This is a genomic window from Roseibium album, from assembly GCF_001404515.1.
GTDB classification, from domain to species: domain Bacteria; phylum Pseudomonadota; class Alphaproteobacteria; order Rhizobiales; family Stappiaceae; genus Roseibium; species Roseibium album.
This window is the reverse complement of sequence record NZ_CXWE01000001.1, coordinates 915,943-931,011: the sequence shown is the minus strand read 5'-3', so window position 1 is coordinate 931,011 and position 15,069 is coordinate 915,943. Positions and strand designations below refer to the sequence as shown.

Genomic DNA, 15,069 nt, shown 5'->3' with positions numbered 1-15,069 from the left:
TGGCAGCTTCTAGTTGGCTTCGCCTTCGCCGCCCTGCCAATGACCTTGATCCTTCAGCGCTTCTGCCACTTCCTTGGGCATGTAATTCTCGTCATGCTTGGCAAGAACGCTATCGGCAACGAAAACACCGTCCGGTCCAATGACCCCCTCTGTCACGACCCCCTGCCCCTCACGAAACAGGTCCGGTAGTATTCCTTTATAGGTAACGGCAACAGCGTTCGCCATGTCCGTCACACGAAAATTCACCTGAGCGTTGTCCGACTTCTCGACCGATCCTTCCTCGACCAGTCCGCCAAGTCGAATGCGCTGTCCGGCGGGCATTGTATTTTGGGTGATGTCGGTCGGACTTTGAAAAAAGACAATCTGATCGTTAAGGGCAAAAAGAATCAGCCCGAGTGCAATTGCCAGCACGGCTCCCGCCGATCCGATCAGGGTCAACCTTCTCTGCTTGCGCGTCATGTGTTCCGTCCAGTCTGTGCAAGCTGAGCCTTTGATCCAGCCGGCAAATCCGTTTTGTCAGGACCCGCTTAACCCAAGCGAACTGGCCGTGTCTTTGATCAGAGACAAGTCCGCAGGTTTATCTGAATGGGCGGCTTCAGCAGCAGCGAGCGCCTCCTCGGCCTTTTGCTTTTCACCAAGAACCATGTATGCCCGGATCAATCGGCTCCATTCATCCGCGCTGCCACCGTCCGAGGCAAGACGTCCTGCGAGGCCGTTGACCATTCCCCTGATCATTTCCTGCCGGTCTTCAGCGGACAAATCCTGCGAAGCAGCGATATCCGCCTGCGAGGGACCGTTCGGTGCGCTTTCGTGAGAAGGCACGCCCTTCAACTGTGCAAGTTGCTGTCGTGCAACGCCAACCCACGCAGCCGTCTCGTCAGCTCCGTCCAACAGGTCTTCCCAGGCCTTTGTGGCGGCCTCGATATTGCCATCCTGGCCCAGGGCAATAGCAAGAAAGAACCTGGGTTTGGCGGCGGACGGCTGCAAGGCTACCGCCTGCTCGAAGGCTTTCCTCGCCTCTTCCGTAACGAGCCCCTGATTGGCCATCGTAAGAGCTTCGCCCATGTCGGTCAGCCATTCCGGATTCGGTCCCAAGATACGGATTGCATTGGCATAGGCACGCGCGGATGCCTGCGGTTGACCCATCGATAAATAGACCGGTGCAATCACCGACCATCCCTGCCCGTCTTCGGGGTTTTCTGACAAATGGCGCTCGACACGCGCCAAAAGCACATCGACCGACTGCCCTTCAGCAGGTGCGCTCAATCGCGTAATCAGCGGCTGGTCGGGTTCTTCGGGAGAGCCAAGAGCGAAGTAGGTGCCAAGCGCAAAGAGCGGCAGGGCTGCCAGGGCGAAAACCTGGGCAGCCTTCAACCGCCCTCCGGAGGCGGTGGTCTGGTGTTGCTGCTCATTCTTGTCGTGCGCAGCAAGCAACCGTCGGGCAATTTCGGTTCGCGCGGCTTCAGCAGCTTCAGGCTCTATCAGCCCGCGGTCCAGCTCGCTATCGATGGCAGAGAGCTGTTCCCTGTAGACCGCTTCATCCGCACTCCCGTCCGCTCTTGCCTGCGCCTTGCCGGCCCGCGCGAGCGGAACAAGAACACACAACGCGGCGACACCCGTCATGACAGCGAGTAGGATCCAGAATATCATGGGCGCACTATAGACAGCGCAAACTCGGCAAATGCAAGACGATTGGGCTGTGACCAGCCGTCGCGCCGCTCAAATCCCGTTGACCCTTCGTCAGCAACCGCGTTCTTTGAGCCGAGCCCTACCAGCGCTCGAGTGCGTTTGAAACAAGTTTGCGTTCCGGCGCAGGTTCGTTCTTCTTTTCCTTGCCGGTTGCCTTTGCCACCGCGGACTGACGGCTGCGGCGAAGCTGACCGGCATATTCCGCGCCAAAATAGATTTCAGAAAGCATGATCGCGACATCCACTGCCGCAAGCTGCGCCTCCGCCTCCTGGCCATGCAGTCTTCCAAGGTCGGTGATCAGTGAACGAGTGACAATTTCAAGAGTCTGTTCAACCGTTTGACGCGTTTGCTTGCCAATTTCGTTTACCGCAAACGTCTCGGACGCATTCCGTGCCATCGTGACGACGCGCAAGGTCCGAATGGCTTCGTCGATCGCCGGCTGTTCTATCCTGAGCTGACCGTCCCCGTCGAATTTGGGTACCTGCAGTGCCCTGCGAATGGCCCCATGTGCGTTTTTGAGTTCGCGCGTGACCTCACCGGAGATGTTTCGCTTGGTGTCCGCCAACCGCTGATGCCATCGTCCGGAAATGGAAAGGTCCATGTCCCGTTCAACACCGCGCACAAGCGTATGATATTCTGACAGTGCCTGCGAAAACGCGACCGGGTCCGGATTGTTGTTCCTGTGCTCAAGCGCGAGTATCTGCAGACGTTCCGCCTCGCTCATCACAACGTCGACCATGGAGGCGAACTGCGATCCGGCAATAACCTTGGGATCCTGGTCTCCAGCCAGACGGCCCGCGAATGTGCAAAGCGCGGACGGCGCCTCGGAACGTTCAACCAGCGCCGCGGCGAGCAGGGGAACGTGATCCGGAAAGCGCGCTGAACATTTGTCCACGAGGCGCAACACGTCATGGTCCTGCTTGAGACGATGCTCGTTGATCCGCTCGGGAATGCTTTGCAGAAACGGTACCAGCCAGCGTTCGGCGGCGAAGATCTTGTGAATGTCCCTGAGTTCGGAAATGCCACGCTCGCCGCCGAGCTCCACACCGATCTGGCGCCGCACCTTGTCCGATATCTCGCTGCGTTCCAACGTCTCCTCGACCGCTTCCACGGACCGGGTTCTGAGCGCCTGTACAAGAGCAACGACCCGCTCGTCGCTGACGGTCGCATCGCCGGCCTGATCGAGCACGGTCTTGACGTCGTTCGGAATCACATCCCTGCCGAGCCAGTTCCAGACCCGATCCAGCATGATCCGATTGATCCGGCCTTCCTGCCGGTTGGGCAGGGTTTCACCGATCAGGAAATCATTGAGAGGTGCGAAGAACATCCTTTGAACCTGCGCGCGCCGGAACTTGCCGTTCGGAATACCGCCGGCAAAAGTCTGCGGCTTGCGCATGAGTGTAACGGCGGCTGTCAGGATCAAGCTGAGATGCGGATCAGAATTGTTCTTGCCTTTGGCCTGCTCCAAATTGCTGACCAGTGCCTCGACCGCTTGCGGGCTCAAGCTGCTCAGGTAGTCCTTAATTTTACTCTCAAGCTCGTTCGAGTAGGTCATTCAAAGGGTCAACGCCGCAATCCGAATCCGGTCGATAATACCGGTGCAAGGATTAAGCAATTGTTGAGAATAAACCTGTCTTCTCCGGTGATTTTAACCTTTGCGGCCTATCCGATAACGGTCCAGTCGCCCCGTCCGGATTCGCAAGCGGTTCCGCGTGCCTGAAGTGTGCGGCCCTGAAGAACCATTTCGTGGGTAAATTCTCGGCACTTTGTGTCGTTGACGGTGTAGACCGGACCAGGCCTGACCTGCCCACTTCGACCCGTACGGTCGTTCTGCCAGGCTACGGCGGCGCCAAGGCCCCTTGATCTCAAGGCACGGGTCTGGGCGTCCTCGGCAGCACGGCGGTCGGATGGATCCAATGCATTGCCAAACTCGTTGTTCACCAGCACGGAAATGGCGGTGTTCGCCTCGGTGCCTGATACATTGGCGCCGGGATCACCGAAAGACGATCCCCAACCGCCCGAACCATTGCTTCCAGACGTCGCAGAGCATCCTGCCAGAACGACAGCAAGGGCAACAAATGTGGCACTGCGCAAACGCATGCTTGAAAGCTCCCCCAAGAGCAACAGACAGGATCAAACCCGAAGACAAGTCAGTGGTATTTTGAATTTGTGGCCGAACTTGGCCAGACAATGGTCTTTTCGTCCCAGTGCCGGATCACATCCTAACACAGCACTCCGACGCCGGTCTCTTCGCCGTCATCGTAATCCCCTATTCCCTTGTCAGTGCCGGCAGCACAAGGCTGGCCTTCAAACCTCCCAGGGAAGACATATCGAGGTTGAGAGTACCACCGTAAAGCGCTGCAAGGTCTGCCACAATTGACAAGCCAAGGCCTGTCCCGGGCACGGTTTCATCGAGCCTCCTGCCACGTTTGACAGCCTCGGCCCGTTGTTCAGGAGACAGGCCCGGTCCGTCGTCCTCGACCGTGAGCACGAACATCTCGCGGTTCGTGGCCGGATCGTCCTGAGACACAATGTCGACCGAAACCCTTGAAGAAGCCCACTTGCAGGCATTGTCGATCAGGTTGCCTCCCATTTCCTCAAGATCCTGGCTCTCACCCCGAAAACGGATGTCCCCGGTCTGGTTGAACGCAACCTCGATACCCTTGTCCTGATAGATTTTCCCCATTGCCCGGATCAGCCTGCCAAGAACCGGTTCGGTTTCGCAGGATACACCGATCACCCGCCGCTGTGCTGCCATCCTTGCGCGTTCGAGGTGGTGTTGAATCTGGGTCGACATGATCGCCGCCTGCTCGCTCACCTTGTCGGCAAACGGACCTTGAGAAGCCCGCGCTTCGTTGGAGATCACTGAAAGCGGTGTCTTCAGGCCATGTGCGAGATTTCCGACATGGGTTCGAGCTCGTTCGACAATTTCCTTGTTGGAGACGATGAGCGCATTCAACTCGACTGCCAAAGGCGCGATTTCGCGTGGCAAGGCTTCATCAATGCGCTCCGTTTCTCCCAGCCGAACCGCCGAGAGCGAGGAGCGCAGCCTTGCCAGAGGCCTGAGGCCGACCCGGACTTGAAGGAAAATTGCGAGAATGAGGCCAATACCGACGATGCAGAGCGTCAAGGTGACAGTCCGCGAGAATTCTGCAATGTCCGCCCAGAACCCGGCCGTTGCAGCCCCCACCGCGATAACGTAGGAGGCCTCTCCGATCGTGATGCGCTGCTGCAGGACCCGCACTTCATCTCCCGTCGGACCGCTGACAAAGCCCGCACTGCTGTCCATGTCGCCAATCGGAGGTGTATTCAACGGATCACCGAGCAGCGATTCGGACGCAAACATTATCGACGGGTTGTCTGCACGCCGCACGGTCCAGTACCACCCGGACAAGGGCAGGGAAAATCTCGGATCGCCCCGGTAGACCGGCGCCGCCACCGACTGGATCAACGTTTCCGGTCCGCCGTTCTGACCTGTTTCCAGCATTCCGGCGATGAGGCCCTTGATATGAACTTCCAGCTGGGCATCAAAGGCCCGCTCACTTGCGCTCTGATAAAGACTGACGAGGAAAACGCCTGCCAATGCAAGTGTTATGGTGGACCAGACGGCCGCAACAAAGACCAGCCGGGACGCGAGAGACCACTGACGACTACCTGTCTGTTGCGCCTTGGCGACAGCATCACGGTCAGTCGTCACTGGGCTCTCCAAGACGGTACCCGAGGCCCCTGATCGTTTCGATCATGTCTGAACCGATTTTCTTGCGCAATCTGCCGACGAACACTTCGACCGTGTTAGAGTCCCTGTCAAAGTCCTGATCGTAGAGATGCTCGGTCAGTTCGGTCCTTGAAATCACCTTACCTCTGTGATGCAGCAGATAAGACAGCAATCGATATTCGTGGGATGTGAGCTTGATCGGATTGCCGTCGACGGTTACCCGCCCCGCTCTCAGATCCAGGCGCACGGGACCGCAGATCAGCTCGTTGGAGGCATGGCCGGCTGCCCTGCGAACGAGTGCACGCACCCGTGCCAGCACTTCTTCCATGTGAAACGGCTTGGCAACATAGTCATCTGCACCGGCATCGATGCCGGCCACCTTGTCCGACCAGCGGTCACGGGCAGTCAGAATCAGGACAGGCATGGTTCGGCCGTCCCTGCGCCAGTTTTCCAGCACAGACAAGCCATCGAGTGTCGGCAGGCCAAGATCCAGAACCACCGCATCATAGGGTTCCGTTTCACCCAGAAAGTGGCCCTCTTCCCCATCGGCGGCGCTGTCAACAACGTAACCTGCCTCCTCAAGAGCAGTGACAAGCTGACGGTTTAGGTCGGTATCATCTTCGATGACGAGAATTCGCATTGGAACCAACTTCTTGATTAATCGATCGGAACGGTGGGTGGCGGCTGCAAATCCGTGCAATCACCGCCGGTGTACCAGTCACCGGCTGGCGTTGACTGTGACATTCGTCACCTTGCCACCCTTGAGAACAGATAAAACGTAGACATAACCGCCGCCCTGCTGACAAAGCTGCGCCTTCACGATTTCCCCACCGGCGCGGCCCGCGACCGAACCAAGAGGTGCGGCCTTGCCGCTCGCCACGGCTTCCCGCGCCTGAGCCTGGGACAGGCAGGCTGCTTCAGCTGGCAGGACCGCAGCGAAGGTCACTAGCAAAAAGGCAAAGATCTTTTTCACGAATCCCGTTCCGGTTCTGTGTCTCCAAGTCATGGGCAAGGTGTAATCAATTTTACCTGAACGCAAGCTGAACCCGGCATTCAGGGCGTTTGCGAAGAAACGGAGACGCTCGACTCGAATTCAGGAATTGCCAATCGGGCGCGGTCTGTACAGCAGCCTGGTTGATCAAAAGCGGAGTACAATGACGTCCAGCTGGCCTCAAAATCAGGCCGAGGGGGCATTTCAAACCATCACCATCATTCCGGTGACCGCTCTGTTGCCGCAGAACACAGTGTTCAACGCCCTGGAAGGGGACTCAATCATATAACTCAAGGGGAGCAGCAATGTTAAAAAGAGCTTCCAGTTCACGTTCACAGTAAAACTACTTACATCACATCTATGCCTGTTCACGACGAACTGCTAAGCTTCGCCCATGTTCAGGCAATTCGTTCGATCACTCACGGATACCGCACATAATCCCGCCCGCAGCCTGCGCGTTTGCATTGGCGCTCTTGGCCTTGCCGTTTCCGCAATGGTTCCTGTTCCCGCAACTGCATGCTCGCTCGCGCTCGTTCTGGCAATGGACGGATCGTCCAGTGTTGATCATCTGGAACATGACCTGCAGCTGAACGGCATGGCGCAAGCGCTCAGCGACCCGGATGTCGTTCAGGCGATTGAAGCTGTTGGCGGTATCTGGATCATGAGCTTTGAATGGAGCGGCCAGCGGCAACACTTCCTTCAGCTGGGATGGCAGCACCTGACCGATGCTGAAAGTGCCGAAAGGGCAGCAAGCACGCTCAGAGAATCGCGGCGCGGTTTTATCGGTTTCCCCACAGCGATCGGTTATGCATTGGGCTATGCCTCCGTCCAGATGAGCCGTGCGCCCGCCAAATGTGCGCGAAAGGTGATCGATGTGGCAGGCGACGGGATCAACAACGACGGATTTCCGCCGTCGAGCGCCTACAAGGCATTTGATTTCGAAGGCATTACCGTCAACGGTCTGGTTATTGAAGGAGCCGAAGACTCCCCGCTTCAATACTATCAAAGCCACGTCATCAGCGGTCCTGGAGCATTTATCGAGGTTGCCGACGACTATCAGGACTACGCGCGCGCCATGAAGCGCAAGCTCATCCGCGAAATCATCGGCAACGGTTATGCCCTCGTGAACTGACCCTACGCCTTGCGACGGCTGGTCTGCTCGGCAAGCGCTTTTGAAAACGATTCCAAGGGTAGTCCGTCACCGAGCGCTCTCAGAAACAATTGCTTTTGCGTTTCGGGAGCAAGGCCGCCGACCGGCGGGTCGTTGTCCAGATTGGTGGGGAAGGAATATCCTTCCGCACACGCGGAAACTGCCGCATCAACTTTCGCCTTGTCCCAACTGCCGGATCGGGTCTTTTCCAGAAGTATCGGATAGAGCGTCTTGCACATTCTTTCGCGGTCAGAAGTTTCCATGGCACGGCAGAAGGCTGACGATATCTGAAGAAGGTTGGCCAGCCTTTGAATGTCTGTGCTCCTGTTTTCCCCGGCCGCGTGGAAAAGCGCAGGATTGAAAAAGAGAGCGTCTCCTTTTTTCAACGGCAGCTGAACATAGGCACTTTCAAAGAACTCCTTGAAGACATCCTGCCTGTAGGCCATGTAGCCTGGCCGGTACAACTGGGAAAACGGCAGCAGTTTGGTCGGACCGCTTTCAACGGGCATGTCGGTGTGCGCGATGGCACCCTGCAGCGTCATAACCGGTGACAGATCGTGCACATGTGCGGGATAGTCTGCACAGACTTCCTCAGTCTGGAAACCCAGATGATAGTCGCGGTGCGCCTGTTGCGCACCACCGCCGGGCCGCACGAGATTGACCTGAGAGGTCATTTGATAATTCGGACCGAGCCAGGCCTCGCAAACGGCATCGATCACCGGATTGGAAAAACAGCCGGCAAAAGCCTCCGGATCGCGGAGACACAGTTTCTGAAGCGAATTCCAGATCCGGTCATTCGCGCCCGCAGCTGCAAAATGGTCCGCACCACCACCCGAGGCTGCTTTCTCTTCCCGGATAATGTCCTGGAAGACGCTCGTTGCCGCGTCGAGTGGGGTTGTATCGGAAAAAGCGCCCTCCAGCACGAGAACGCCGGACCGGTGCATCAGGATATGCGCCCACTCGGCCAGAAGGCAACGCCTGCCCTCAGTTCCTGAGAGCAACCTGTTGATCTCGGACACGTTGTAAACCGGAATGTTCGACACAATGCGCTCTGCGCGAGGCGCGTCGCTTTCGCTCAACTGCTGGTCTACCAGAACCTTGAAGTCATCAATGCTGCAACTTCCGGCATCGAAATAGCCATTGGGGATCACCTGACGATCCATATTATTCTCCCATCGTCATGTTGTGCCTGCAATTCTAGCGGATCCGGACTTGAAGTGTTTCAGATATTCCATCAAGAATCCATCAATGACCCATCGTTTCCCTGTCAAGGAAATCGCGCTGCAGTCGGGATTGAGCACTGCGACCGTCGACCGCGTCCTGAACAACCGGGCGCATGTCAGCCCGCAAACCCGCAGGCGTGTGGAAGACGCAATCGAGGAACTGGCGCGACAGGAAACCCAGCTGTCCGCCAAGGGCCGTCGCTTCTTTATCGATATTGTCGTTGAAGCACCTTCACGGTTCAGCCGCGAAATTCAGCGCGCGAGCGAAGCCGTCCTGCCGCTGTTCAGGCCCGCGGCGCTCAGGCCGCGTTTCACTTTTGCTGAAACCATGACGGAAAATGACTGCGTCACCGTGCTGGATCGAATCCGGAAACGTGGCAGCCAGGGTGTTTGCCTGAAGGCCCGCGATACGGAACGGGTGCGCGCGGCAATTGACCGGCTGACGGCAAAGAACATTCCTGTTGTCACAGTTTTTACAGACATCCCGGATGCCCGAAGGCTGGCCTATGCCGGCCTCGACAACATCAAGGCCGGTCAAACCGCGGCATATCTGATGCTAAAGCTTCTCAAGCCAACGGACACGTGCGTCCTGACAACACTCAGTCAGCATGCGTTCCAGGGCGAGGAAGATCGTTTCCACGCATTTCGCCTCGAGCTTCACAGGTTGCGCCCCGACATCGAGCTGATCGATGCGAGCGGTGGAGGCGGCCTCAACCCATCGACCGCCCAGGAAGTTTCCGCGAAGTTGAGCTGGCCTGCCAAGATTGCAGGTGTCTATTCCATGGGAGGCGGCAATTTCGCGATCCTCAATGCTCTGAAAGCCTCCGGCCACACGCCAGATTTCTTCATCGCCCACGATCTGGATGAGGACAATCTGGAGCTCCTGCGCAAGGACGTGCTTACGCTGGTGCTGCACCATGACCTGCGTGACGACATGCGAATGGCCTTCCGACACATCCTCGCGTTTCATGGCGTCGGCGAACCATTGAACCAAACGGAAAGCGATATCCAGATCGTCACGCCGATGAATATTCCAGCCGGATTCTAGGCAGCGTCCGGTTCAGTCAATCTCAAGCATCGGAGCGTCCGTAGCCCTGTTGTTCCATGGATCGATAGAAATCCTTGAGCGTCTTGCCCGGCTCAGGCCTGAAAGTCTCTCCGGTCTCTTCAACGTCCGACATGCGGTCCAGGCGGAACATGCGGAAATCCCGTCGCAATTCACACCAGGCGACAAGCGTCCAGACCTTTCCCCAGAACCAGAGACCGAGGGGACGTATGACCCGCCTGGACGCGTCACCCTTGCCGTCCATGTAGGCGACCGACAGGCTCTTGCGTGTATCTGCCGCGGCCTCGAGACGGTCAATCAGGTCACGTACCTGCGCTGTCATTTCAGGGGCAAAGGCGTGGATTTCGACTTCGTTCTGCCGGACCCGCATCTTTTCCGGAATAACGGCATCGATCTTGATCATGGCCTCTTCGGCCGCACGCGCCATGGCCGCCCCTCCCCAGGCGCGGATCAGACGCGCACCAGCCAGAAGAGCTACGATTTCGTCTCGGGTGAACATGAGAGGTGGCAGATCATATCCGTCGCGCATGATGTATCCGACGCCCGCCGCTCCCTCGATCGGAACACCGGATGCCTGAAGGTCGGCAACGTCGCGATAGATGGTTCGTTCAGAAACTTCCAGCCATTCAGACAATTGCCGTGCCCGGACGAGCCGGCCGCCACGCAGATATTGCACAATCTGAAACAGGCGGTCGGCACGTCTCATGCGAGTGGCTCCTTAAGCGGCGAACATTCCGATCGAATTGCCATCCGGGTCGATCCCATAGGCGAATCGCCCGGCGGGGATCGGGATCGGATCCGATACTACCTCTCCGCCGGCCTTTGCGAAGCGTTCCATCGTCTCTTCCAGGTTGTCCGGACATGCAATGTGAACCGTCGGTCCCGTTCCCTTCTCGGCGGGCTTGCCGGGATAGAGGTGGCCTGCGATGCCCATCTTGTCCTTGGTCGGAAACATTGCGATGTGATTTGGTCCCATGTCGGTGATGCGATTCAATTCGGTTTGGAACACCTCGTTGTAGAAGCTGATCGCCTTGTCGAGATCCGAGACAGGGATCTCCATCCAAACGGTGAAATTGTCAGGTGCGAATGTCATGGGAAGTCTCCTTGAATGCTGTGATGGAACGCAATCTAGCAGGGGTCTCCTGACACCCTTCTGTCAGGAGTATTTCCTCTCTTTCCCTGTTTTTTTCGAGCATTTCCGTCGTTTTCTGACTTTGCATCAACTGCGGATCAGAGCGAACATGACAGTTTGCCGACTTTGTGACATCGCGTGTGCACCGATTGAAACAAAACTTTAACGTGATAGACAATCTAACGTCATTGAAGCCGGGGAGAGTTACCGGCGGCTGAACCAACAGCCCTACCCTCGGAGGTTCTCATGAGAAAATTGACCTTGGCCCTGCTCCTTGCAGGCACAGGCGCATTTGCATCCGGCGTTGTCGCCAAGGATGCAGGCTATGTCGGAAACGTCGACACCGTTCACGGCGAACAGGCCGCAAAAAGGGCGAGCGGCAAGGTGTTTGTCGACACCAACCGGAATTCAAGGCTGGATGCAGGCGAAAGCGGTCTGCCAGGCGTCCTTGTTTCGAATGGTCGGGAAGTCGTTGTCACCGGACCGGATGGCTCCTATGAGTTGCCGGCCTATGACGACATGAACCTGTTCGTCACGAAACCCGCCGAGTTTTCTCCGCCGGTCAATGCGGATCTGGTTCCGCAGTTCAACTACGTTCACAAGGTGGCCGGTTCCCCGGACCTGCGCTTTGGCGGAATAAAGCCCACGGGTCCGCTGCCGCAGGCTGTGAATTTTCCGCTGATCGAGGACAAAGTCGGCGACGATTTCCAGTGCCTCGTATTCGGCGACACGCAGCCTTACACAAATGCGGAGATCAGCTATGTGCGCAAAACCGTAGGCAACATGCTGACCAACCGCGACAACTCCAAAACCCAATGCCTTCTTTTCGAAGGCGACGTGATGGGTGATGATCTGTCGCTTTATCCGCGCTTCAAGAAGATCATCGCAACCGGCGGCGTGCCGCAATATTACGTTGCCGGCAATCACGATCTGGATTTTGATGCCACGAGCGATGCTGACAGCTTCGATACCTTCCGCCGCGAATTCGGTCCGGAATACTACTCCTTCGACATCGGTCAGGTGCATTTCATCGTTCTCGATGACGTGCGCTACCCGTGTAACGGTGTCGATTCCCACGCGTTCTGCGATCTGTCCGCCAAACCGTCCTACAACGGCGTTATCTCCGAGCGCCAGCTGGAATGGCTAAAGAACGATCTGGCCCATGTACCGGACGACAAACTGATTGTTCTCAGTGCCCATATTCCATTCGTCACCTACACGGATGCCTCCGCGCAGAAACATCAGGTGGACAATCTGGACAAACTCTACGAGTTGATCGGCGACCGGCCGGCACTCGGCCTTTCCGGCCACACTCACACCACCGAACAGATCCTGCCGGGTGAGTATTTCAAGGGTTGGAAGGAAGCAACCAATACCGGACCGGCGAAATTCCACCAGATCGTTACGGGAGCCGTTTCCGGCTCCTGGTGGGCTGGCGATCTCAACAATTCGGGTGTGCCGCATGGGACGCAGCGCCTCGGCTCCCCGCGTGGCTACTATGTTCTGGATTTCTCCGGCCCGGACTATGTCGATACCTACATGACCTTCGAAGGCACCAGGGACGATCAGTTGCACGTCTCGTTCAATACGCCTCGGTTCCGCGACTGGGCGGAAAAACTGGTCAGTTACACGGATCTTTACGATGTCCCGAGCGACATCACGCCGCCGGTCACGGTCAACGATCTCGGCGACATGGACATGCTGACGAAGAAGGATCTCGCCGACACCACCTATGTTGCCGTCAATGTCTGGAACGGTTCAAAGGACTCCGAGGTTTCATTCAGGATCAACGGCGGTTCGGCATCTGTGGCGATGCGCACGCAAAAAGGTGACGGCGAAGAAGTCCTCGACGGTCCGACCTATGCTGACCCACTCGCGCTTGCCAGGCAATCAACAAACGGCAGAATTGCTGTGAGGAGCACCGAAGGCGGCGAGGTAAACTCCGGGTTCTATACCTGGCAAGGCACTCATTGGACCGGTGCTGCGGGGCCGTTCCAGAACTGGATGCTGTCCACGAAGTCCAGCCACCTATGGCGTGCGGAGCTCCCCAAGGACCTGCCGGTCGGTATCCATACGCTGGAGGTAACAACAACGGACCGCTACGGACGCTCCTTCCGGCAGACCAAAACCTTCGAGGTTGTTGAAGACCTGCCGCAAATGACATGGCAGGATAAATTCTGGCAGTAACCTGAATGCATTCGTGACAACACTCTGAAAGCACCGTCCCGGACACACAGCGTGCCCGGGACGCATAACGGAAGAGATGCAGATGATCCGCGCTTACATTGCCGATATCGTAAAACACCTGGTGCAGAGCCTGTTTGTCATTGTGCTCTCCGGAATTCCCGCCGCCGCGCATTTTTCAGAAGGCGCCAAGGTCCGTACGATCCTGGTTGCAGAAACAGACGGCGTCCTGATCGCGTATGTTCGCGTACCGGCGCCGCTTGTTTTTTCTGATCTGGTCGGCAAGGCACAGGTCGATCAGGCTCCCCTCCTCTCTCCATTCCTGCGGGTTGAAACAACAGGTAGCGGTGTCCGTTACCGGCTCGACACTGAAGCCATTTTCCAGGATCGTTCCAGCTTCGAAGACCGTCTTCAAAAAGCACTGATATTCTCTCAGGCCGGACTGGATCTGCCATCATCAATCACTGGTTTCACGATCCGGAACAACCGACCGATACAGGCTCTGGACAGAGTCGCCGCGGCAAGAGCTGCGCTCAATGCAGAAAGCTCCTCACTGGATCCGGTGTTCGGGCAGGCCTTCATCGACTATGCTGTCAGGTTCGACAGCCCGGACCCGGGCGGCGTGCTCCAAATCCAGTCGGGCTATGCACCCCTTTTGCCGGGCCCCGGGGTTTCGATCGAGAACCATCTTGTCGATGCCAGAGTTGATCCTCCGGTATCGACAACGGCTTCAGGACAGCTTGAAGCGCCTACGGTCATGGACGGATCACGCCTCTCCACCTTTCTCCATTTCGTTTTTCAAGGCATGTTGCATATCCTGGAAGGACTGGACCATGTCCTGCTGGTAATCGCGCTTGCGCTTGGCGTTGGTGCGACGCGCAAGCTTATCTACCTGGTCACCGCGTTCACGCTCGGCCACTCGGTGACCCTGATAGCAACCTTTCTCGGCGCAACACCCTCGTGGTCGTGGTTCATTCCGGCGGTCGAGGCGGCCATCGCTGCATCCGTGCTTTATGCGGCCATCGCAGCCATGGTCAACAAGTCGGGATCAGTTCTCGTTTTCACCGGAATTGGGCTGCTTCACGGTCTCGGCTTTTCTTTTGTTCTCAGTGACATTCTAGGACGCAACGCGCCCGATCTGGTTCCAGCTCTGCTGGCGTTCAATGTTGGTATCGAGTTCGGTCAATTGATCATCCTGGCCTTGACCCTTTCCTTTGTCCTGGCGCTTGAACGCCTGGCGACCCCAGCCCTCAGGCCAGCCCGGTTTGGCACCTTGACCGCGATCGCAATCCTCTCTGCATGGTGGGTCACAGAAAGGCTCGGCGGCATGGTTTCGTCCGTCTGAAAACGGATTTTCGATTCTGAAACCGCAAAGCTCCGAAGAATACCCGGTCGAAGCGTATCCGGTCCCCCTGCAAATCATGTTCGATTGATCTGGCTCAAGGTGTCGCCGTCGAACTGGCGGCAATTTGTTTGTCTCAAAAGGAGGCACGAATGAGTCACGTTCCACACGAACTGCACGAAGAATTTCCCGAATCTGCGGACGAATTGCATACGCTCAAGACCAAAGACACTCATTTTGCGCGACTGGCAGACGAGTATCACACCGTGAACCGGGAAGTGCATCGCATTGAAACCAATGTGGAACCTGCCGCCGACGACGTGCTTGAAGACCTGAAGAAGAAGCGACTTCACCTGAAAGACCAGATTGCCGCCATGTTGGCGGCTGCTGCAAACACCGCGACCTGAGCCCCTCCTTTTCAGGCCGGTGTTAGTGCCCGCGTCGTCCCCGTCCGACGGCGCGGGCCGCCCCTCCCGGGCCCGAAAAATAAAAAACGGCGCCAGGACTTGTGTCAAGTCCGGCGCCAGTCTGGGGAGGAACGACCCTCATCGTTCGATTGAAATGTGGGTTTTTCAGC

Annotated in this window: 15 protein-coding genes; 5 read left to right on the top strand and 10 right to left on the bottom strand. The window is 57.3% G+C overall.

The genetic code is table 11. The features are described 5' to 3' along the window. Positions 1–9: 9 nt before the first annotated feature. The 7 genes from ccmE to LA5095_RS04060 form a co-directional block, all read right to left on the bottom strand. A complete protein-coding gene (gene ccmE, locus LA5095_RS04090; protein ID WP_055112149.1) occupies positions 10–459 on the bottom strand; it encodes a cytochrome c maturation protein CcmE in 450 nt (149 codons plus the stop codon). A gap of 57 nt (positions 460–516) precedes the next feature. Beyond that, positions 517–1,650 carry a c-type cytochrome biogenesis protein CcmI gene (gene ccmI / locus LA5095_RS04085; protein WP_055112148.1) on the bottom strand — a complete coding sequence of 378 codons (1,134 nt, stop codon included), beginning with the start codon at positions 1,648–1,650 and terminating at the stop codon, positions 517–519. A gap of 118 nt (positions 1,651–1,768) precedes the next feature. Beyond that, entirely contained in the window at positions 1,769–3,244 is a 1,476-nt protein-coding gene (locus tag LA5095_RS04080) for a hypothetical protein (RefSeq protein WP_055112145.1), read from the bottom strand. A gap of 107 nt (positions 3,245–3,351) precedes the next feature. Next, positions 3,352–3,789 (bottom strand): RT0821/Lpp0805 family surface protein, encoded by a 438-nt coding sequence (locus LA5095_RS04075; RefSeq protein ID WP_055112143.1) that lies wholly within the window; start codon positions 3,787–3,789, stop codon positions 3,352–3,354. A gap of 169 nt (positions 3,790–3,958) precedes the next feature. Then, entirely contained in the window at positions 3,959–5,386 is a 1,428-nt protein-coding gene (locus LA5095_RS04070) for an ATP-binding protein (protein ID WP_055112141.1), read from the bottom strand. After that, positions 5,376–6,044: a response regulator gene (locus LA5095_RS04065; RefSeq protein WP_055112139.1), complete on the bottom strand. Its 669-nt coding sequence runs from the start codon at positions 6,042–6,044 to the stop codon at positions 5,376–5,378. The genes LA5095_RS04070 and LA5095_RS04065 overlap by 11 nt, the downstream gene beginning before the upstream one ends. A gap of 78 nt (positions 6,045–6,122) precedes the next feature. Then, on the bottom strand, positions 6,123–6,377 hold the full coding sequence (locus LA5095_RS04060; RefSeq protein WP_208992535.1) for a PepSY domain-containing protein: 255 nt from the start codon (positions 6,375–6,377) through the stop codon (positions 6,123–6,125). 412 nt (positions 6,378–6,789) lie between these two features. Here LA5095_RS04060 and LA5095_RS04050 point away from each other — a divergent pair, with 412 nt between their 5' ends. Continuing rightward, positions 6,790–7,527 (top strand): DUF1194 domain-containing protein, encoded by a 738-nt coding sequence (locus tag LA5095_RS04050; protein WP_186009643.1) that lies wholly within the window; start codon positions 6,790–6,792, stop codon positions 7,525–7,527. Between the two features lie 2 nt (positions 7,528–7,529). Here the strand turns inward: LA5095_RS04050 and LA5095_RS04045 are convergent, their stop codons facing one another. Then, entirely contained in the window at positions 7,530–8,708 is a 1,179-nt protein-coding gene (locus LA5095_RS04045) for a phytanoyl-CoA dioxygenase family protein (protein ID WP_055112135.1), read from the bottom strand. An 85-nt stretch (positions 8,709–8,793) separates the two neighbouring features. Between LA5095_RS04045 and LA5095_RS04040 the strand changes: the two genes are divergently transcribed. Then, positions 8,794–9,816: a LacI family DNA-binding transcriptional regulator gene (locus tag LA5095_RS04040; protein ID WP_055112133.1), complete on the top strand. Its 1,023-nt coding sequence runs from the start codon at positions 8,794–8,796 to the stop codon at positions 9,814–9,816. A 22-nt stretch (positions 9,817–9,838) separates the two neighbouring features. On the opposite strand, the gene LA5095_RS04035 is transcribed toward LA5095_RS04040, so the two are convergent. Both LA5095_RS04035 and LA5095_RS04030 read right to left on the bottom strand, forming a co-directional pair. After that, positions 9,839–10,540: a helix-turn-helix transcriptional regulator gene (locus LA5095_RS04035; protein WP_055112131.1), complete on the bottom strand. Its 702-nt coding sequence runs from the start codon at positions 10,538–10,540 to the stop codon at positions 9,839–9,841. A gap of 12 nt (positions 10,541–10,552) precedes the next feature. Beyond that, on the bottom strand, positions 10,553–10,927 hold the full coding sequence (locus LA5095_RS04030; RefSeq protein WP_055112129.1) for a VOC family protein: 375 nt from the start codon (positions 10,925–10,927) through the stop codon (positions 10,553–10,555). Positions 10,928–11,212: 285 nt separating this feature from the next. On the opposite strand from LA5095_RS04030, the gene LA5095_RS04025 reads away from it, so the two are divergent. The 3 genes from LA5095_RS04025 to LA5095_RS04015 all read left to right on the top strand — a co-directional run bounded on the left by LA5095_RS04025 (position 11,213) and on the right by LA5095_RS04015 (position 14,899). Further along, positions 11,213–13,153 carry a calcineurin-like phosphoesterase C-terminal domain-containing protein gene (locus tag LA5095_RS04025; protein WP_082442759.1) on the top strand — a complete coding sequence of 647 codons (1,941 nt, stop codon included), beginning with the start codon at positions 11,213–11,215 and terminating at the stop codon, positions 13,151–13,153. An 82-nt stretch (positions 13,154–13,235) separates the two neighbouring features. Continuing rightward, positions 13,236–14,495 carry a HupE/UreJ family protein gene (locus tag LA5095_RS04020; protein WP_055112125.1) on the top strand — a complete coding sequence of 420 codons (1,260 nt, stop codon included), beginning with the start codon at positions 13,236–13,238 and terminating at the stop codon, positions 14,493–14,495. A gap of 149 nt (positions 14,496–14,644) precedes the next feature. Beyond that, positions 14,645–14,899, top strand: a complete 255-nt coding sequence (locus LA5095_RS04015; RefSeq protein ID WP_029065761.1) for an HP1242/YdcH family protein — start codon at positions 14,645–14,647, stop codon at positions 14,897–14,899. Positions 14,900–15,069 lie beyond the last annotated feature (170 nt).